This is a genomic window from Myxococcales bacterium, assembly GCA_016712525.1.
In the GTDB taxonomy this organism is placed as follows: Bacteria; Myxococcota_A; Polyangia; order Polyangiales; family Polyangiaceae; genus JAAFHV01.
Window position 1 is genome coordinate 348,952 of record JADJQX010000006.1, and the last position, 17,952, is coordinate 366,903.

Here is a 17,952-nt window from a genome sequence, read left to right on the forward strand (position 1 = left end):
TCGGTCGTCTCGGATCTCAGCACGATGCGCTCGGGTTGGGGAAGGTGTCGACGTCCTCTTCGCCCGGGCGGGACGTGAGGCAGTTCCAGTCTTTCTCGACGAGGATGGTCAGGAAGGTGCCGTCTCCGAGGTCCTTCCTGCCGTCGAAGCCGACCGCGTCCGAGCTCGCCCACGTGGAGATCACGTCGAGAGGCGCCACCACGCGCACGTGGGCCCCGTCGAGGTGAGCCTCCACCGTGGGGACCTCTCCCGGTCCGATGCCGTAGACGAGCGCCGTGCCGGGGCCGAAAGGCACGCGCTCCTCGACGCGCTCGCCGGCGGCGAGCCGCGCCACCTCGGTTCGGGTGAGACGCAGGCGGATCGAGCGCCCTCGTGTACGGAGCTTCATGGAGAGTCCTTTCCCATCGCGGTGGTGACGTCCGTTCGTACGAGCCGGAACCCGTGCGGCATGGCGAGGAGGGTGTCCCAATAGAGGCGCCCGTCGAAGCGGTAGCGAAGCTGCACGGCCATCGCGCCTCCGGACAAGAGCTCCGCGACGGCGTCGTCGAGCCCGCGCCGCGCTTCGGGGTCGACGTAGCCCTCGCGCCGCTTCACCCGGACCTCGAGCTCTTCGCCGAGGGCCGCCACGTCGGTCGCGAGGTCTCGAAGTCGCGCGGGATCGAGGTCGGCGATCTGGAGGGGCGCCAGCTCGACATCGGAGGTCGTCATCACGCTCTCCTCGGTTCTTCCGGCGGAACGGGATCCGCGAACGGCGGCACGGTGGCGACCTCGGGGAGGCCCGGGCGTAGCGCGAACGTGGGGATGTCGCGGGTGACTTCGCCCCGAGGCACGCGCGCCGCGTAGAAATCGACGAGGGAGAATGTCCGAGGGGGACGGAGCGGCTCGTCCGCCTCACGATTTTTCGAACGAAAGACGTCGAAGAGAGCGCTGCGGCCTAGGCGTCGATCACGGCTCATGGGTGGGATTCTCCGGGGGGCGCGTGGACGTGGGAGCGAGCCGTGGGGCCCGCTGATCGAGGGTCGCGGAGGGGACGTGGCACTGCTGGCAGCTCTCTCGGTAGGGGTGGGTCGAGCGCATGCCGAGCGCACCGGCGACGCCGTGGCAGCTCGTGCAGCGCGAGCGCATCCACGTCGTGTGAGGAATGACGGGGGGGGCGCCGGGCCAAGCGCGAGAGCCACCGGGGGCGGGCGCCGCCCCAGTGAACGTGCTCGATGTGAGCGGAGGTGGGGGTTCGTGCGGCGGACCTCCCGCGGCGACGTGGCATTGCGTGCAGGAGTCGTGGCGCTCGTGGCTCATCGCCGGCGCGCGCTTACCGGCCACGACGGCTCCCTTCTCGTGGCAGACGAGGCACTCGTAGGTCGAGCGCCCCTCGATGGCGTGCGGGATCGTCGGCGGCGCGCCGTCGTAGGCGCGAATCGCGGACCGATTGGCGAGAACGCGCGCGCGGTCCTCTTCGGACTGCGGAGGAACTTCGTCGCGCGGAGTGGGGAGTGCGACTCCCAGGCGTTCGAAAGCGCCCTCGTAGAGCTTGGCGTTGGGACCTCGCCGCTCGGCGCGAAGTTGCTTGTACCCGGGCGCCGGCGCCGTGGCGACCGTCTCGGGCGGCTCGTAGCGCTTGGTCTCGTCTCGCTCTTGAGCGATACCCGTGAAGAACCCGACGAAGGCGACGGCGACGCCCATGACCCCGAGGACGTGGACCGACCTCCGGGAGGCGAGCAGCGGCGCGCTGGGCGGCGGGAGCGTCGAACGCGACGGAGGAGGCCGCGCCGGATCGCCGTCGTCGCCCTGGAGGAGGCTCGGACGCGACGCGGGGCGCGGCTCCTTCGGGGGTGGCGGCGTCAACGGTCTGAGTAGCGGCCTCGGGGAGAGGTCGTCCTCGTCGTCCGGGCTCATGGCGTGGGCCTCGCGACGCGCTTGCGCACGCGGGCCGCACACTTCTTGTAGTCCGGCTGCTTCGAGAACGGATCGTGCGCCTCGAGCGTGAGCTCGTTGACGAGGAGGCGCTCGTCGAAGAAGGGGACGAAGAGCGAACCCTCGGGCGGTGAGCCACGGCCGTCGATCCAGGCCGGGAGGTCGAGTCGGCCCCGTCGTGTCTCGAGGGTGACGACCTCGCCGTCATGGATCCCGAGGCGCTGGGCGTCGGCGCGATGGAGCTCGACGTAGGCCTCGGGCATCGCGCGCTGGAGCTGCGGAATTCGCATGGTGAGAGTGCCCGTGTGCCAGTGCTCGATGACCCGGCCCGTGCACAGCCAAAACGGGTAGTCGCCGTCGGGACCCTCGGGTGGCGGCTCGTACGCGTGGAACCAGATCTGCGCGCGATCGTCCTTGGTGAACGATTGATAGAATTGAACGCCTTTGCCCTTCTGGACGTACGGATCCTCCCCCTCGGAGAATCGGAATTTCGTCTCTTGCCACGTCCCGTCGGGCTGCTTCACGACGGGCCACCGGAGCCCGCGCGCCTTGACGTACTCGGAGTAAGGCGCGAGATCCTTGCGGTGGTGCGTCGAGAAGTGGCGGTACTCGTCGAAGAGCGCCTCGTCCACGTTGGTCTCGAAGAAGCGCCGGTGGTCCCACACCGGGACCTCCTTGCCGTCCTTGGTGAAGCGAAAGAGGAACTGACCGTCCTTGTCCTTCATGCCGGCGAAACCGAGCTCGAAGAGCCTCCTCGCTACGGCGATGATCTGCCAGACGTCGGCGCGGGCCTCTCCCGGCGGGTCGACCATCTTGAACCATTGCTGGGTACGGCGCTCGGAGTTGCCGAACATGCCGTTCTTCTCGACCCAGAGCGCCGAGGGAAGCACGAGGTCGGCGGCGCGCGTGGTCGCCGTCGGGTACACGTCGGACGCGATGAGGAACTTACCCTCGATCTTGCGGCTCGGCTCGAAGAGGGCGTGGACGTTCGGGAGCGACTGCCCCGGGTTCGTGGTCTGCACCCACACGGTGTCGATGTCGCCGCCCTTGTCCTTCGGGGTCGAGAAGCGTCGGAACATCTCGACCGTGTGGTACCCGATCTTGTCGGAGACCCTCCCGGGGGGCACGTTCCAGACGTGCTCGGCTTCCTTGCGGTCGTCGGCGTTCGCGACGGCGAGGCCGCCCGGCAGGAGGTGACACAGCGTGCCGACCTCGCGCACAGTTCCGCAGGCCGAGGGCTGCCCCGTGAGGCTCGTGGGGGCATCTCCCGGTTTCCCGAAGTGCCCGCTCAAGAGGTGGATGCCGTGGACGAGCGCGTTGATGGCCGTCCCTTTGGTGTGTTGGTTGAAGCCCATGCACCACAGGCTCGTGATGCGAATGTCACGGCGCCCGAAGAGATCGGCGAGCGCGCGGATCTCCTTCGCGGGGACCCCCGAGATCTGCTCGACCTTCTCGGGGGTATACTCCGCCATACGCGCCTTGTACTCCTCGAACGTAATGGCCTTTCCGTAGAGGGTCTTCTTCTCGTCCTCCCCGCGGAAGCCGCAGTGCTTCTCGACGAAGTCCTTGTCGAACGTTCCGTTCGTCAGGAGGAGGTGGGCGATTCCGTTGGCGATCGCGAGATCCGTGTGCGGCTTGAAGGTGAGCGACTTATCGGCGAACTGGCTGGTCCTCGTTCGGCGCGTGCCCATCTCGATCAGGGTGACCTTTTCGCCTCGTGTTCGCCGGTCGATGAACCGCGAGAAGAGGACCGGGTGCATCTCGGCGGGGTTGTTTCCCCACGTGATGAGCACGTCGCAGCGATCGAGGTCGTCGTAGCAGCCGGCGGGCTCGTCGACCCCGTACGTCGCCATGAACCCGGTGACGGCGGACGACATGCAGAGCCGCGCGTTGGCCTCGATCTGATTCGTGCCGAGGCCGCCCTTGACGAGCTTCAGGGCCGCGTATCCCTCGGGGATGGTCCACTGGCCACTGCCGTAGAAGGCGAAGCCCGCGGGGTTCTGCGCGATGCGCTTCGCCACGATGTCGAGCGCCTGCTCCCAGGAGATCGGCTCGAGCTTCCCGTTCTTCCGTAGGAGCGGCTTCGTCAGTCGGTCACTCCCGTAGAGCGCGAGGCCGACGTGATAGCCCTTGACACACAGGAGACCTTTGTTGACCTCGGCCTTGCGGTCGCCCGCGATGGCGACGACGCGGCCGTTCCTCGTGCCGACCTGGACATGGCACCCTGTACCGCAGAAGCGACACGGTGCCTTGTCCCAGCGGACCCCGTCCGGGGTGGGCGCCTTCTCTTCGGCGGCGACGGCGAGGCGCCGTTTGGCGGGGCGAGCCAGCTCGTCGGCGGCTGCGATCGCTGCGACCATCGCGGCGCTGCGTAGGAACTCTCGGCGATTCATGCGTTCTCCTCGTCTTCGGCGAAGTCGATGCGCACCACGTCCACGCCGAGCACGCCCGGCGTCGCGAGCAGCGCTTCGACGGCGTGCACGCCCTCCTCGGTGGTCTGCGTGTCGAGCACGACGGGCAGGTGCGAACCACGTGCTTCCCCGATGTCGACTCGGGGATCTCCGACGAGCGTGGCGATGGCGGATTCCCGGAGCGACGTCCGTTCGTCGAGCGTGACGACGAGAGATGCGATGGGCATACGCGGTGCGGCAAAGCAACACACGCGCCACGCGGTGTTCGTCGGCGCCAGCCCTCGTGGGCGTGCGCAAACGGTGCGCCTCTCGCGACGAGATCAACGCGACGGAACACGAAGAATCGCGGCTCGAGCCGGGGCTCGTCCCTTCGAGCCGCATGAAACATCGAAAGATTCGTCGCATGCCGTTCGGGCACGCTGCCGGCGAGCGGGAGGCTTCACCGCGGGCTCGGGCGCCTCTCGTTCGGCGATCCGTTCGCTTCGATGGTGGTCTCGCGGAACGACGTGCGCACGCGCCGGCGTGACGCGGCACATCACTTGCGTTGGCGTCGCGCATCTTGAACCCACGCCACCATCGAGCCGTGAGGCTCACCGCATGCGCCGCCTTCTTGGTCGCGGGGTGTGCGAAGCCGTTCCAGCACGGCGAGGACGTCGACGCCGGATCCCCCTCGTTCTCGACCGAGATCCACGCCTCGCCGAAGCTCACCTCCATCGAGAGCGCGGAGACCGACGGGCTCGGGCGCCCCGTGCGGGTCGCGTGCGTGACCTGTCACGGGGTCCGCGACGCCGGGGCTGGATTTCCGGAGAACGCGGCCGTCCTCAAGGACTTTCACGCCGGGCTCTCCGTGGCCCACGGGGCGCTTTCGTGCAAGGCGTGTCACGTCGATCGGCACGGCGGGCCCCCCATGCTGCGCCTCGCGACCGGCGAGGAGCTCGCGACCAGCGACGCTATCCGCCTCTGCGCGCAGTGCCATGGCCCGAAGTACCAAGACTACCTCCACGGGAGCCATGGTGGGATGAATGGCTATTGGGATCTCGGCAGAGGCCCGAGGCTCAGAAACCACTGCGTCGATTGCCACGATCCGCACGTCCCCAAGTACCAACCGTCGCGGCCGGTGCTCCCGCCGAAGGACCGGTTCGTCACACCTGCGCCCGTCGGGAGTCACCATGGATAAGGCGAAGCGTCGTACGTTGAAGGTGCTCGGAAGCACGCTGGGGGCAGCAGCCTTCGCGTACGCGATCGAGCCGCTCCGGGCCTGGGCCAGCGACATGTCGCTCGGGGAGCTCCTCCAGAAACACTACCGTGAGCTTACGCCGGACGAGATGCGCGCCGTGCTCGCGCGCCTCGAGGCGGACGCCGAGGCCAAGTACGGTCGCGAAGTGACGATCGAGGATATTCGCCCTACGCCGGGGGTCGAGCTCGGCTACGCGCTCAACCTCAGTGTGTGCATCGGCTGCCGCAAGTGCGCGGAGGCGTGCCACGTCGAGAACAACCACGATCGTACGACGAACAACTCGTACATTCGGGTGCTCGAGATGGAGCAGGGGAGCTTCGACCTCGAGAAGGGCACGACCACCTACGATCACGCCGTACCCTCTCCGGGGAAGTACTATCTTCCGGTCCAGTGCCAGCAGTGCGACAACGCTCCTTGCGTGAAGGTGTGCCCAGTGCAAGCCACCTGGAAGGAGTCCGACGGCATCGTCGTCGTCGACTACAACTGGTGCATCGGCTGTAGGTACTGCGAGGCCGCGTGCCCGTACCACGCTCGGCGTTTCAACTGGTCGAAACCCGAGATCCCCGCCGAAGAGATCAACCCGAACCAGTCTTACCTATCCAATCGAGTGCGCCCGCAGGGGGTCGTCGAGAAATGCACGTTCTGCCTCCACCGCACGCGTAAGGGGCTCCTGCCGGCGTGCCTCGAGGCCTGCCCGACGGGAGCTCGCGTGTTCGGGAATCTCCTCGACCCGAACAGCGAAATACGATGGGTTCTCGCCCACAAACGCGTCTACGTGCTCAAGGAAGAGCTCGGGACGCGCCCGCGTTTTTTCTACTACTTCGACAACTGATCGAGGCCCATGAGCGCGTCTTCCCTGCCTCCTCCCAGCGCTCCCGGCGAGCGCCCCGACTCCGTGCTGTCGTACCCGAAGTTCCTGTGGAGCATGTGGCGGCTCGCCTTCACGGGGAGCTTCGCCTACTACGCGGGCATGACCGCGCTGACGGCGGTCGCCTTGGTCGGCCTCAACGCGTGGGCGCACCAGCTCGCGGACGGCATGGTGCGGACGCACATGACCGACCACGTCTCGTGGGGGCTCTACATCGCGAACTTCACGTTCACAGTGGGGTTGGCGGCGGGGGCCGTGATGATGGTGATCCCGGCCTACCTCTACGACGACGAGGAGATGCACGACGTGGTGATCGTGGGCGAGCTCTTGGCCGTGGCCGCCATCGTCGTCTGCGTGGGGTTCATCGCCGTAGACATGGGCCGACCCGACCGGATGTGGCACGTGATCCCGGGAATCGGACGCCTCAATTGGCCCGTATCCATGCTGAGCTGGGACGTCGTCGTCCTCAACGGGTACTTGCTCCTGAACCTTCACATATGTGGGTACCTCGTCTACATGAAGTACCTTCGCAGGCGACCGAACAAGCGATTCTATCTGCCCTTCGTGTTCCTCTCGATCGGCTGGGCGATCTCGATCCATAGCGTGACGGCGTTCCTCTATGCGGGGCTCGGTGGCCGCCCCTTCTGGAACTCGGCGCTCCTCGCACCGCGCTTCATCGTGTCGGCGTTCATCACGGGGCCCGCGTTCGTCATCCTGCTCTTGCACGTGATTCGGCGGTTCGCGCCGGCCTTCCGTGTCGCCGACGGCCCGATCGAGCTCTTGGCGCGGGTCTTGAGGATCACGATCCTCGTGAACCTCTTCATGTTCGGCTCGGAGGCCTTCACCGAGCTCTACTCGGGTGGCGCGCACCACGTATCGGCGCGGTACCTCTTCCTCGGATTGCACGGGAAGCACGCCCTCGTTCCGTGGATTTGGACCGGGGTGGCCCTGAACCTGACCTCGGCGATCCTCGTCCATCTGCCCCAGAGTCGCACGAATCGAACGGTGCTCATGGCCGCGTGCGTGGCGGCCTTCGGGGGCGTGTGGATCGAGAAGGGGATGGGCCTCATCATCCCGGGGTTCGTCCCTAGCACGCTCCACGAGGTCGTCGAGTACACCCCGAGCCTCACGGAGTGGAAGATCTCGGCGGGCATCTTCGCCGCGGGGCTGATGGTCCTCGTCGTGCTGCTGAAGATGGCTCTGCCCGTCTTCACCGGGCGAATCTCGGTCGCGCGCTCGTCGATGACCAGCCTGCCTCCCGCCGCGCCGTCGTCGGCGTCGCTGCTCCCCCCTTCGTCACGAGGTGACGTGTCATGATCCCACGCCCATGGTTCGCGGTCGGCCTCGTCGGGAGTCTCGTGCTCGCGGCTCCCTCGGTTGCGCTCGCCCAAGACGGTCCGTCGGCCGCCACGGCTCCTTCCGCCCCGGAGAACGTTCCTACCGAAGCCGGGCTGGGCCCGGCAGTTGCTCCATCGGCCGCGAGTGGCTCGCCGCAGCCCGCGCCCGCTGCGGGGGGTGGCGCGCCTTCGGAGGCTCCTCCTGCGCCCAAGAGCTCCGTGCCCCCGCCGTACTCCGTTCCTTGGCAGCTCCGCCCGATCGTCGCGCCGACGGTGGTTCGTGTCGAGTCGTCCCTCGCGTTCTACGAGGACGTGAACGCAGGCCGCGGCGCCACGTCTGCGACGCTCCTCACGGCGGCGTACCGTATCCCGGGGACCGGTCCCGCGACCGCAGGGCTCGCGCCGGTCGTACGGCTCGCGTTCGTCGCGGACGACCCTGCTCCGGGCAACGGTGCACGTGGCGGCGCGGCGTTCGTCAACCCGCTGCTCGGGCTGACCTACGCGGCGAAGCTCGCGCGAGGGTTCCGCATCAATGGCTTCTTCGGAGTGACCCTCCCCGTCGGTGGTGGTGGTGGTGACGCTCCGTCGCCCGGCCCGGCGAACGCGCGCGCGAAGGGGCTCTCCGCGCGCGCGCAGCTCGACAATGCCCTCTTCGCCGTGAACGATCTCACGCTCATTCCAGGTATCGCTGTCGCGTACGTGGCGAGTGGCCTGACAGTGCAGCTCGAGGCGACGCTGCTCCACCTCATGCGCGTGCGGGGGAGCGCGGTCCAGGCAGAGGCGAGCAAGACGAACCTCACGCTCGGCGCCCACGTCGGCTACTTTGTCACGTCGTACCTGTCGCTCGGAGGCGAGCTCCGCTACCAGCGGTGGTTGAACGCCCCCTTCGCCGTCGAGCGCGACACGACCGAGCGCACACGAGACAACCTCACGGTCGCCGTCGGGCCACGCTTTCATATCCCACTCGGGACCGTCAAGCTGCGCCCGGGGGTCTCCTACCAGCGTGGCCTCGACAAACCCCTCGCGGCGGCGACACCGAACTACCACGTCGTTCAGCTCGACCTCCCGATCTTCTTCTGACGGGAACCAGTGCAGGAAGTGCGTCGGACGGCGCACGGCCTGCGGCGAATCGGGTCTCGAAAATGAGAGCCTCGCGCGCTTCGAGGCGGCATTTGCGCGTGGCATGTCACGTGCGTTCATGACGCCGCATGTCACGCTCGCCGCTGCCGATGCACGATGCGCCGCCCGTCTCTCCGATGGTGCACCCGGTTCTTCTGGCCAAGGGGTTCCGCCCGTTCTTCTTGGTCGGGGCGCTCTTCGTCGGGATCGCGTTGCCCGTGTGGTCGCTCGTGCTCTCGGGGCGAATGGGGGCGCCCACGTACCTGGATGCCGTGACGTGGCATGCCCACGAGATGGTCTTCGGGTTCGGCGCGGCGATCCTCGCAGGCTTCCTGTTGACGGCGGTCGGCAACTGGACCCAATCCGAGACGGCGGTGGGCGGGCCGCTGCTCGGCCTCGTCGCGGCCTGGGGCCTCGGGCGTTTCGCGATGATGGCGTCCGAGCTCCTTCCGCCGGCGGTCGTGGCTGGGCTCGACGCGCTCTTCTTGCCGCTCCTCACGATCACGCTGGCGAGGCCGATCGTGCGCGCTCGCAATACGCGGAACTACCCCGTGATCGTGGCGCTTCTTGCGCTCACGACGGCCAACGTCCTCGTGCACCTCGACGCGTTGGGCGTCGTCGCGGCGCTCCGACGCCGAGCGATGCTCGTGTCCGTTGACGTCATCGTCTTCTTCCTGGTGCTCGTCACGGGGCGTGTGGTCGCGATGTTCACCAAGAACGCGACGCGCGCGGCCTCGTGCCGGAACGACCCTCGCCTCGAGAGCGCGGCCTCGATCGCCGCGGCCGCGGTCCTCGTGGTCGACGCGCTCGTCGTAGGGCCGAGCCTTCCCCGCGCGGTCGTCCTCGCGGTGGCCGCGATCCTCGTCGCCGCGAGGGCCTTTCACTGGGGGGCGCGGGCGTCTCTCGGCGAGCCGATGCTCTGGATCCTGCACGTGGGTCACGGGTTTCTGCCCCTCGGGCTCGCGCTGCGCGCCCTGGCCGAGGTCTCCTCGAGGGTGCCGCAGTCGCTCGGGATGCACGCGATCACGGCCGGCGCGATCGGGTCGCTCTGCCTTGGCATGATGGCGCGTGTCTCGCTCGGCCACACGGGTCGCGCCATCACGGCGCCTCGGGGGATCCCCCTCGCGTTCGTCGCCGTCGTCGTCGCGGCGCTCGTGCGTATGTCGGCTGCCGTGTTCCCCGTCGGGGCGTCACTCGCGCTGCTCGTCGGCAGCGCCCTCACGTTGGCGGTCGCCTTCGTCGTCTTCGCCGTGACCTACGCGCGGATCCTCGTCGGCCCTCGGGCAGACGGAAAGGCCGGCTGAGCGTGCACGCCCTCTACATCCTGTCCGTGTGGCTCCACATTCTTGCAGCGACGCTTTGGATCGGTGGAATGGGCTTCCTCGTCCTCGTAGTCGTGCCGTGGCTCCGCGGGGGAGGGCGCTCGGTGGCCGGGCTCCTGCTCCGTGAGACGGGGCCTCGTTTTCGCACCGTAGGGTGGGTCTGTTTCGGCGTCTTGGTCGTGACCGGGACCTTCAACCTCTGGGTGCGTGGCGTCCGTTTCGGGAGTTTCGGTGATCCCGCGTGGCTGGGTTCGCCCTTCGGAAAGGCGGTCGTCGCGAAGCTCCTCGTGTTCGTGGTCGTGCTCCTCGTGAGCGCCCATCACGACTTCGTCGTCGGGCCGCGCGCGAGCCTCGCCATCGAAGCCGACCCCTCGTCACCCGAGACGGCACAGCTCCGCGCCAAGGCGCAACGCGCGGGACGGCTCAACGCGCTTCTGGCGCTCCTGCTCGTCGGGCTCGCCGTCACGCTCGTTCGGGGGAGCCCATGGTGAACGACCCCGACGACGTCTTCGCTCGAGCCAAAGCCGCCCTCCGAGAGGTGACCGATCCTGAGCTCGGGATCAATATCGTCGACCTCGGGCTCGTCATGGCCATGTCGCTGCACGGTAGTCGCCTCACGGTCGACCTCACGATGACGACGGCCGCGTGCCCGATCGCGGAGGTCGTCGTGGAGGAGGCGCGGCGGAGCCTGCTCTCGGTGCCCGGGCTCGCGTCCGTGGACGTGCGCCTCGTGTGGGAGCCGGTGTGGACCCCGGAGAGGATGTCGGACGCGGCGAAGGCGGTGCTCGGGTGGCGGACGTAGCTCGTCACGTCGTCTTGGGGCGGCGCGCGCTCGTTGGCGCCCTGGGGGTGTTCGCCGTGGTCGCGGTGCTCGCCGGGCTCGCGCGTGTCGGGGTCGTGACCCGTGTCGGAGGAGCGACGGCGGGCTCGCATGGCCCCCTGTTCGTCGTCGGCGTTTTCGGGAGCCTCATCGCCCTCGAACGGGCGGTGGCGCTCGCGTCGCCTTGGGGATATGCCGCCCCAGCGCTCGGGCTCGTCTTCGTCGCGGCGCTCTTGGGCGCGGTCCCCCTCGCCCCGTACGTCGGCGTGGCGGCGTGTGTCGGTCAAGTGGCGCTCAACGTGGCCGTCCTGCGCCGCCAGGCGGCGGTGTTCACCTGGCTCATGACCGGAGCATCCGTCGCGCTCGCCGTCGGGGCCGCGGCGTGGGCGGTGACGCGCAGCCTCGATACCGCCATCCCGTCGTGGCTCGTGTACTTCGTCGCCACTATCGCCGCCGAACGGCTCGAGCTCTCGCGTCTCGCGCCTCCGAGCCCGCGCGCCAACACCGCGCTCGTGGTGCTCGTCGGGCTGGCGATCCTGGCGTCGTCGTCGTCGTGGCTCGAACGAGGGGAGTCGTCGCGCGTGACGGGGGCGTGCCTGTCGCTCGTCGGCGCGTGGCAGCTTCGCTACGACGTCGCGCGCCGGACCCTCTTCCTCCCCGGGCTACCGCGGTACGCGGCGGTGGGCATCCTCTCGGGTGCGGCGTGGCTCCTCGTGGGGGGCGCTCTCCTCGGCGCTTCGGGGCTCCCCGCAGGAGGGGGCGCGAGGGACGCCGTCCTCCACACCCTGTTCGTGGGGCACGTGCTCTCGATGGTGCTCGCGCATGCACCGATCGTGCTCCCCGCCGTGGCGAAGGTGACGTTTCGGTACCGGCCGGCGCTCTTCGGGCCGCTCGCGCTTCTGCATGCGACGCTCGTCCTTCGGGTGGTCGGTGATCTGGCGGGTGTCGCGGCGCTCCGCACGTGGGGAACGATTGGCAACGTGACGGCCCTCGGCGCGTTCGTCGTGACCGTGCTGGTCTCTTCGGTGACGCGGCCTCGTTCGCGCGCTCGGCAGGTGTGACGGGCCGTGAGAGGCGTACGCTCGCGAAGGTGAGACATCCGCGCGCGGCGCGCTGGCTCGTGGCGTGCTCTCGCTGCGGGAATGGGACTCTCGGAAAGGCCTCCGCTCCGTTGCCAGTCGTGCGAGCTCGGAGACGTGTCGCCGGACGCGTGCCCGTTCGTCGAGCACAGGTACTCGGCGGGGACGGTTCTTCTGCACGCGGGCGAGGTGCCTGCGATGGTCCACTACGTGCGCCGCGGTCTCGTGGGCTTGACGACGGAGTGGGGGAGTCGTGAAGTGGCCTGCGCCGTGCGCGGGCCCGGCACGTTCGTAGGGTTGGAGGTCGTCGGCGCACGCCTGCCCGAGCACAGAGCCATCGCGCTCACCGACGTGGTCGTGTGCCGCATCACCGGAGATCGCTTCGGCGAATGGCTGGGGCCGACGTCGTGCCCGCTCGGGGTGGTCGCACGTGCCGCGGTCCGTGAGGCCGCGTTTCGAGGCTCCGAGCGCCACGCGCTCGAGGGGAGCGCACTCCAACGAGTCGCTCGCTTCCTCCTCGGGGCCCGCGCTGCCGAGTCCGGCGCCGAGGCTCACGTCGCGAACCGCGTGGTCGCCGCGGTGCTGCGCATGCGACCGGAGACCTTCTCTCGCGTCGTGACAGGGCTCCGTAAGAGTGGAGTGCTGGGCCGCGGGCCCGAGCTCACGGTCCTCGACGAAGCAGCGCTCCGTTGCCTCGGCCAGTGAGCCCGGGCGTGCACCCCTGAGGTCGTCGACACGTCGCGCGAAGTTGGCAATCACGAATCGCGGGGTGCCGGCTCGACCCAAGGGCGTGACCGCGCGGCGCGAGGTGCGCACGACGCCCGACCGGCCGCCGAAACTCGGTGGTCAGCGCGCGGCGAGGATCCGCTCGTGCACGACGCAGCGGATGGCAGCGACATCCGCCGTGCCGGTCGGGTGGACGGCGACGGCGCGCGGGGTGCATCGAAGCGCCCGAGGGACGGCCCGTCCGATCATGGGACCGACGAGGAAGCAGGAGTCCCTATCGCAGTGCTCTCCGAGTCGGACCGGGGGGCCTATCGGCGTCGCCTCGTCGCCTAGCTCGCAGGCGCGGAGCGACTCCCACGCGACAGCGTCGCCTCGCCGGAACCAAGTCGGGTGTTTGTCGCCCGAGCACGCCGGGGAGAGACGTGCTGGGTCCGAGCACGGGCCGTCCTCGGTCCACTCGGGAACCTCGGCGAGGAAGGTCCCGTCGTGGGTCGTGTCGCTCGCGAGCAGCGTCGCCATGCCCCGGCTCGTCCGCGCGCGGTGGCGCTCGTCGCGGGTCGGGAGGCGCCCACCGAACGCGTAGCCGCAGACCCGATGGGCGACCTCCCGCTCGACGACGGCGACGGCGCGTGGGGTCGCGCGGAGCCGAGGGGCGAAGACGAGCGGGGTGGCGATTGGGCATCTCACGGTCGCGTGGTCACCCGGCGAACAGACGAGGGGCGTCGTGGCGATCCAGAGGTCCGCGGTCGCGCAGAGGCGCACGAAGAGCGTGCCATCGCGCTCGCGCGTCTCGTCCGAGCAACCCGACGCCAGCGCGGTCCGCACCTCCGCGGTGCCGAGATCGCGCGTCGGATCTTCGTGAGGGCTCGTCCGAGAGCACGCGAGGGCGAGCGTGGCGACGAGGCTCGCACTCGTGAACCGATGCCGAAGGTGGGGATCCATACGCGAAGCGTGGGCCGTCGCGTCGAGTGCCGCCTTGATCGACGTCAACTCCGACTCGCCCCTACATGGCGATCACGCCGGTCGGGCATCTCGAGGGATGTAGGCGCACCCCGGGTCTTCGGCCCAGGCGTTCCCGGTAGTCGCCAGCGCGCGCGCACGTGAGCCACCGCAAACCCGCCGAAACGGGCAAGCTCCGCACTTGCCCTCGAGGCGGTCGACGTCTCGCAGGCGTCGGAACAGCGGCGAGTCTCGGTAGATCGCGGCGAGGTCGTCCTCGCGGACGTTGCCGGCGCTCACGGGGAAGAATCCGCTCGGCATCACGTCTCCCGTGTGGGAGACGAAGAGGAATCCGGAGCCGTCGTTGATGCCTCGCGGTCCACGGACCGTCCCGTCGTGTACGTCGCGGAGGAGCCCGACGGGCGACCCCGAGTGATGACGCTCGAGCAGCACGCGCCGAAAGTGGGGCGCGGCCGTGGTCTTCACTTGAAACGGGTAGCCTGCTGCGATCCGCGCGAGCTCCTCGAGGGCCTGCTCGACCTCGTCGGCCGTGAGCATCAGCGACTCGTTGGCGCGCCCCGTCGGGACAACGAGGAAGAGCACGAACATCGCGACCCCCACGTCACGCGCGAGGTCCGCCATCGCGGCCACGTGGCCCACGGAGACGCGCGAGAGCGTGAAGTTCATCTGCGTCTCGAGGCCGAGCTCGCGCGCCTCGCGCAAGATGCGCATCGACTGGGCGAAGCTGCCGAGCACGCCGCGGAAGGTGTCGTGCGTGCGCCCGTCGGGACCGTCTACGGAGACGGCGACGCGGGCGAGGCCTGCCGCGGCGAGCGCGCTCAAGAGCTCCCGTCGCATGAGCGGCGTGCCCGACGGCGTGAGCGCCATCGTGAGGCCCAGTCCGCTCCCGTAGGCGACGAGCTCGACCAGGTCGTCGCGGAGGGCCGGATCCCCTCCCGTGAGGATGCACAGGGGTGTCCCCATCGCGTGAATCTGCGAGAGCAATCGCTTGGCTTCGTCCGTGGTGAGCTCGTCGGTGGCGCGCGTGGTGGTCGCACACGCGCGGCAGTGGGCGCACACGAGGTCGCACGCCTGGGTCGTTTCCCAGATGGCGAGCAGCGGATGGTCGTCGAAATCGAGAGGGGCGCGGCCGCGAGCCAGCGCGCCGGTGCGGGGGGATGTCATGACGGGTCGTCCTTCGTCGATCGTGCGTCTTCGTCGTCCGCGCGGAAGCCCTTGAGCCCGAGCTTCTGGAGGTACCTGTAGAGCGTCGCCGGCGAGAGCCCGAGGAGCCGAGCGGCGTCGTCACGGCTGCCGTTCGTTCGCTCGAGGACACGCCTCACGTGCTCTCGTTGGAAGGTGGCCGTGGCGCGTTCGAGGTTCGGATCGAGCAGCGGCTCGGGCGCCCCGGAGGACCCTCCGTCCTGGCTCGCGGGGGGCGGCATTCCGGAAACCACGGGCGGGAGGTGAGCGGCCGTGATCGCGTCGCCGTCGCAGACGATCGTCGCACGCTCGATGGCGTTCGAGAGCTCGCGCACGTTCCCGGGCCACGCGTAGCGCTCGAGGCACGCGATGGCGTCCTCGGTGAACGCGACGACGGGGCGTTGGTACGTCCGCGCGTGGCGCTCGAGCAGCTCCCGGGCGAGGGTCGCGATGTCGCTTTTGCGCTGGCGAAGCGGAGGGATGTCGACGGTTACGACGTTGAGACGGTAGAAGAGGTCTTCGCGGAACGTCCCTTGTCGGACGCCGGCGGCGAGGTCACGGTGGGTCGCGGCTACGACGCGGACGTCGACCCGGCGCGGGTGATCCGCCCCGAGGGGGAGGATCTCCTTCGTCTCGACGGCTCTGAGGAGCTTCGTCTGCGCGAGCGCGCTCAGCTCGCCGACGTCGTCGATGAGCAGCGTGCCGCCCGAGGCCGCGCGGAAGAGCCCGTCGCACGCGGCGTCCGCGCCGAAGTGCGCCCCACGCTCGTAGCCGAAGAGCTGCGCCTCGACGAGCGCCTCCGGAATGGCGCCGACGCTGAACGCGACGAAGGGCCCGCTGCCTCGTGTCGAGCGCTCGTGGAGCGCCCTCGCGACGAGGTCCTTCCCCGTCCCGCTCTCGCCCGTCACGAGCACGTTCGCCTGCGTCGGCGCGACGCGATCGACGAGGTCCGCGACGCGGGCCATGTGCTGTCCCCCGCGCCGGAGCGCGGCGATGGCGTCGCTGTCCCCGCGGACGATCGCGCGGAGGCGCACGTTCTCGCGCTCGACTTGGCGGTTTCGCGCGACCCTCTCGACCTTCGCGCGGAGATCGGCGAGCGCGAGTGGCTTGAGGACGTAGTCGTGAGCGCCTCGGCGGAGGGCGTCGATGGCCGACTCGATCGACGCGTACGCGGTCATGACGAGGGTGAACGTCTCGGGAGAGCCCTTCCGGATCTCGTCGAGCACCTCGAGGCCGTCTCCGTCGGGGAGCCGGAGGTCGAGCAAGATGACGTCGAACGAGCGGTAGGCGAGCTCGGCGAGCGCCTCTTTGCAGGTACCGACCGCGGTGACCGCGTGGCCGTCGCGCGAGAGGCCGCGCGCCACGTTGTTCGCGACCGTCGGATCGTCCTCGACGACGAGGATACTCTCGCTCACAGCGGCGCCGCCGGGAGAAAGAGGGAGACTCGCGTGCCCTCGGCCTTGTGGCTCGTGAGGGTGAGCGTGCCGCCCACCGCGGCGATCACGCGGTTGGCGACGAAGAGCCCGAGGCCCGAGCCTGCTCCCGCTTTCTTCGTCGTGAAGAGGGGAGACGTCGCGTGTGCGAGCACGTCCGCGCTCATCCCAGTGCCCGTGTCCTCGACGACCAGCGTGAGCCCACGGCCCCCGTCGACGGCGCGCGCGCGCACCGCGATCGTCCCTCCCCCGGGCATCGCGTCCGCGGCGTTCAGGAAGAGGTTCACGAGGACGAGCACGAGGTGGTCCTCGACCATCCGGACCGGGGGCAGATCCTCGGGGACGTCGAGCTGCATGGTCACACGTCGAAGCCTCGGATCGTGACGAACGAGCCGGGACGAGTCGGCGACCGCGAACGCGATCGACACGTCCGTCGCCTCGTCTCCACGCCGCCTCGCGAAGCCGACCATCTCTCCGAGCATCCCGCTCATCCTTCGGACGTGCGCACGGACGACGTCGAACGAGCTGCGCACGGCCGGCACGGCCACCTCCTCGACGAGGAGCTCGAGCTCGGTCGCGATCGCCGTGAGCGGGCTCGCGAGATCGTGGGCGATGCCGGCGGCGAGCAGCCCGAGGCTCGCCATCTTCTCCTTCTGGCAGAGTTGCGCGAAGAGATCCCGCTCCTCGGTGACGTCTCGTCCGACCTCGACCGAGAGGCCCGTCCGGCCTTCGAAGGAAGGGAGGGGGAGGCGCTCCACCTCCCAGAGGCGGCCGTACGCGTCGGCATGCGTGACGACGACCCCGCGCTCGGTGCACGGGCGCTCGGCCACTCGGTTGGTCTTCACGATGGCCCCCGTGGGGTCGACCACGACGACCCGCTCGCGGAGGGCGTCGAGCAGGCCCTCGGTAAAGCGACGCGCCTCGACCAGCTCTGCCGTGCGGGCTGCGACGCGCTCCTCGAGCTCTGCCGCGCGCCGGTCGAGCTCACGGTCCGTGTCGATCCAGGCGCGACGGATCTGCACGAACGTCCACGACCCGACCAGGATGGCCGCGCAAACGCCACGAAGGATGTGCAGATCGTGCATGTCGCCGACCGACAGCCGGTGGACCGAGCGCTCGGCGAGCTCCCACACCCCGAAGTAGACCACGAGGATCCCGAGCCCGAAGCTCGCCGTGCGGGCCCACGCGGCGCGTGTGGTGTCGCTCTCGTGGGACGCCCCGATGGGGCGCGTGACCATGGTCGGCATGCACTCCGTGGGAGCACGTGGCGTGCCGGTCACCCGCAAGCACAAAAAGCCGTAGGATTTCGGATGCGTGCGCAGCTTGCGGCAAGCGCGCACGGATTGCGACCTCGGGCACTCTCACATTTGTGAGTCCTCCCGCGGGCCGCCGACCCTCGAGGGCGGCGAGAACGTGTCGCGCCTTCGAGGGCACCGTCGCGTCCGCGGGGCGAACCGGAACGGGAGCGGTGAGGGAAGGAGGCGTCGGCGAATCGGGGCACACGTTGTCCGCGTGGGACGACCGAGCGAGATGGACTCGCAGCTCTG

Annotated in this window: 18 protein-coding genes; 9 read left to right on the forward strand and 9 right to left on the reverse strand. The window is 69.3% G+C overall.

Features of this window, described 5'->3' with window-relative positions; all coding sequences use genetic code 11:
* Positions 1 to 16: 16 nt before the first annotated feature.
* The 5 genes from IPK71_13375 to IPK71_13395 all read right to left on the reverse strand — a co-directional run bounded on the left by IPK71_13375 (position 17) and on the right by IPK71_13395 (position 4,549).
* Positions 17 to 388 (reverse strand): hypothetical protein, encoded by a 372-nt coding sequence (locus IPK71_13375; GenBank protein ID MBK8214724.1) that lies wholly within the window; start codon positions 386 to 388, stop codon positions 17 to 19.
* On the reverse strand, positions 385 to 708 hold the full coding sequence (locus IPK71_13380; GenBank protein MBK8214725.1) for a hypothetical protein: 324 nt from the start codon (positions 706 to 708) through the stop codon (positions 385 to 387). Before IPK71_13380 ends, IPK71_13375 begins: the two co-directional genes overlap by 4 nt.
* A gap of 237 nt (positions 709 to 945) precedes the next feature.
* Complete coding sequence (locus tag IPK71_13385) at positions 946 to 1,893, reverse strand: hypothetical protein (protein MBK8214726.1); 948 nt, start codon at positions 1,891 to 1,893, stop codon at positions 946 to 948.
* The gene (locus IPK71_13390; GenBank protein MBK8214727.1) at positions 1,890 to 4,271 is read right to left on the reverse strand and encodes a molybdopterin-dependent oxidoreductase; all 2,382 of its coding nucleotides are present in this window, start codon (positions 4,269 to 4,271) and stop codon (positions 1,890 to 1,892) included. The genes IPK71_13385 and IPK71_13390 overlap by 4 nt, the downstream gene beginning before the upstream one ends.
* 29 nt (positions 4,272 to 4,300) lie before the next feature.
* Positions 4,301 to 4,549 (reverse strand): hypothetical protein, encoded by a 249-nt coding sequence (locus tag IPK71_13395; protein MBK8214728.1) that lies wholly within the window; start codon positions 4,547 to 4,549, stop codon positions 4,301 to 4,303.
* 356 nt (positions 4,550 to 4,905) lie between these two features.
* On the opposite strand from IPK71_13395, the gene IPK71_13400 reads away from it, so the two are divergent.
* The 9 genes from IPK71_13400 (at position 4,906) to IPK71_13440 (ending at position 12,809) form a co-directional block, all read left to right on the forward strand.
* Complete coding sequence (locus IPK71_13400; GenBank protein MBK8214729.1) at positions 4,906 to 5,499, forward strand: hypothetical protein; 594 nt, start codon at positions 4,906 to 4,908, stop codon at positions 5,497 to 5,499.
* Complete coding sequence (locus IPK71_13405) at positions 5,492 to 6,391, forward strand: 4Fe-4S dicluster domain-containing protein (GenBank protein ID MBK8214730.1); 900 nt, start codon at positions 5,492 to 5,494, stop codon at positions 6,389 to 6,391. The genes IPK71_13400 and IPK71_13405 overlap by 8 nt, the downstream gene beginning before the upstream one ends.
* Positions 6,392 to 6,400: 9 nt before the next feature.
* Positions 6,401 to 7,744: a polysulfide reductase NrfD gene (gene nrfD / locus IPK71_13410; protein ID MBK8214731.1), complete on the forward strand. Its 1,344-nt coding sequence runs from the start codon at positions 6,401 to 6,403 to the stop codon at positions 7,742 to 7,744.
* Positions 7,741 to 8,844: a hypothetical protein gene (locus tag IPK71_13415; protein ID MBK8214732.1), complete on the forward strand. Its 1,104-nt coding sequence runs from the start codon at positions 7,741 to 7,743 to the stop codon at positions 8,842 to 8,844. Before nrfD ends, IPK71_13415 begins: the two co-directional genes overlap by 4 nt.
* A 128-nt stretch (positions 8,845 to 8,972) precedes the next feature.
* The gene (locus tag IPK71_13420; protein MBK8214733.1) at positions 8,973 to 10,187 is read left to right on the forward strand and encodes an NnrS family protein; all 1,215 of its coding nucleotides are present in this window, start codon (positions 8,973 to 8,975) and stop codon (positions 10,185 to 10,187) included.
* A 2-nt stretch (positions 10,188 to 10,189) separates the two neighbouring features.
* The gene (locus IPK71_13425; protein MBK8214734.1) at positions 10,190 to 10,696 is read left to right on the forward strand and encodes a DUF4149 domain-containing protein; all 507 of its coding nucleotides are present in this window, start codon (positions 10,190 to 10,192) and stop codon (positions 10,694 to 10,696) included.
* Positions 10,690 to 11,007, forward strand: coding sequence for a metal-sulfur cluster assembly factor (locus IPK71_13430; protein MBK8214735.1), 318 nt, complete (start codon positions 10,690 to 10,692; stop codon positions 11,005 to 11,007). The genes IPK71_13425 and IPK71_13430 overlap by 7 nt, the downstream gene beginning before the upstream one ends.
* The gene (locus tag IPK71_13435) at positions 10,995 to 12,086 is read left to right on the forward strand and encodes a hypothetical protein (protein ID MBK8214736.1); all 1,092 of its coding nucleotides are present in this window, start codon (positions 10,995 to 10,997) and stop codon (positions 12,084 to 12,086) included. The genes IPK71_13430 and IPK71_13435 overlap by 13 nt, the downstream gene beginning before the upstream one ends.
* Before the next feature lie 81 nt (positions 12,087 to 12,167).
* A complete protein-coding gene (locus IPK71_13440) occupies positions 12,168 to 12,809 on the forward strand; it encodes a Crp/Fnr family transcriptional regulator (protein MBK8214737.1) in 642 nt (213 codons plus the stop codon).
* A gap of 141 nt (positions 12,810 to 12,950) precedes the next feature.
* Here IPK71_13440 and IPK71_13445 read toward each other — a convergent pair whose 3' ends face one another.
* The 4 genes from IPK71_13445 to IPK71_13460 all read right to left on the reverse strand — a co-directional run bounded on the left by IPK71_13445 (position 12,951) and on the right by IPK71_13460 (position 17,652).
* Entirely contained in the window at positions 12,951 to 13,772 is an 822-nt protein-coding gene (locus tag IPK71_13445) for a hypothetical protein (GenBank protein ID MBK8214738.1), read from the reverse strand.
* A gap of 72 nt (positions 13,773 to 13,844) precedes the next feature.
* Positions 13,845 to 14,954, reverse strand: a complete 1,110-nt coding sequence (locus IPK71_13450; GenBank protein ID MBK8214739.1) for a TIGR04053 family radical SAM/SPASM domain-containing protein — start codon at positions 14,952 to 14,954, stop codon at positions 13,845 to 13,847.
* The gene (locus IPK71_13455) at positions 14,951 to 16,387 is read right to left on the reverse strand and encodes a sigma-54-dependent Fis family transcriptional regulator (GenBank protein MBK8214740.1); all 1,437 of its coding nucleotides are present in this window, start codon (positions 16,385 to 16,387) and stop codon (positions 14,951 to 14,953) included. The genes IPK71_13450 and IPK71_13455 overlap by 4 nt, the downstream gene beginning before the upstream one ends.
* The gene (locus IPK71_13460) at positions 16,384 to 17,652 is read right to left on the reverse strand and encodes a hypothetical protein (protein ID MBK8214741.1); all 1,269 of its coding nucleotides are present in this window, start codon (positions 17,650 to 17,652) and stop codon (positions 16,384 to 16,386) included. Before IPK71_13460 ends, IPK71_13455 begins: the two co-directional genes overlap by 4 nt.
* Between the last annotated feature and the right edge of the window lie 300 nt (positions 17,653 to 17,952).

Bases quoted from the DNA above. Each gene is read 5' to 3' on its own strand.
- IPK71_13375 (MBK8214724.1), bottom strand. From the start codon at position 388: ATGAAGCTCCGTACACGAGGGCGCTCGATCCGCCTGCGTCTCACCCGA.
- IPK71_13380 (MBK8214725.1), bottom strand. From the start codon at position 708: ATGACGACCTCCGATGTCGAGCTGGCGCCCCTCCAGATCGCCGACCTC.
- IPK71_13385 (MBK8214726.1), bottom strand. From the start codon at position 1,893: ATGAGCCCGGACGACGAGGACGACCTCTCCCCGAGGCCGCTACTCAGA.
- IPK71_13390 (MBK8214727.1), bottom strand. From the start codon at position 4,271: ATGGTCGCAGCGATCGCAGCCGCCGACGAGCTGGCTCGCCCCGCCAAA.
- IPK71_13395 (MBK8214728.1), bottom strand. From the start codon at position 4,549: ATGCCCATCGCATCTCTCGTCGTCACGCTCGACGAACGGACGTCGCTC.
- IPK71_13405 (MBK8214730.1), top strand. From the start codon at position 5,492: ATGGATAAGGCGAAGCGTCGTACGTTGAAGGTGCTCGGAAGCACGCTG.
- nrfD (MBK8214731.1), top strand. From the start codon at position 6,401: ATGAGCGCGTCTTCCCTGCCTCCTCCCAGCGCTCCCGGCGAGCGCCCC.
- IPK71_13415 (MBK8214732.1), top strand. From the start codon at position 7,741: ATGATCCCACGCCCATGGTTCGCGGTCGGCCTCGTCGGGAGTCTCGTG.
- IPK71_13420 (MBK8214733.1), top strand. From the start codon at position 8,973: ATGTCACGCTCGCCGCTGCCGATGCACGATGCGCCGCCCGTCTCTCCG.
- IPK71_13430 (MBK8214735.1), top strand. From the start codon at position 10,690: ATGGTGAACGACCCCGACGACGTCTTCGCTCGAGCCAAAGCCGCCCTC.
- IPK71_13440 (MBK8214737.1), top strand. From the start codon at position 12,168: ATGGGACTCTCGGAAAGGCCTCCGCTCCGTTGCCAGTCGTGCGAGCTC.
- IPK71_13445 (MBK8214738.1), bottom strand. From the start codon at position 13,772: ATGGATCCCCACCTTCGGCATCGGTTCACGAGTGCGAGCCTCGTCGCC.
- IPK71_13450 (MBK8214739.1), bottom strand. From the start codon at position 14,954: ATGACATCCCCCCGCACCGGCGCGCTGGCTCGCGGCCGCGCCCCTCTC.
- IPK71_13460 (MBK8214741.1), bottom strand. From the start codon at position 17,652: ATGCCGACCATGGTCACGCGCCCCATCGGGGCGTCCCACGAGAGCGAC.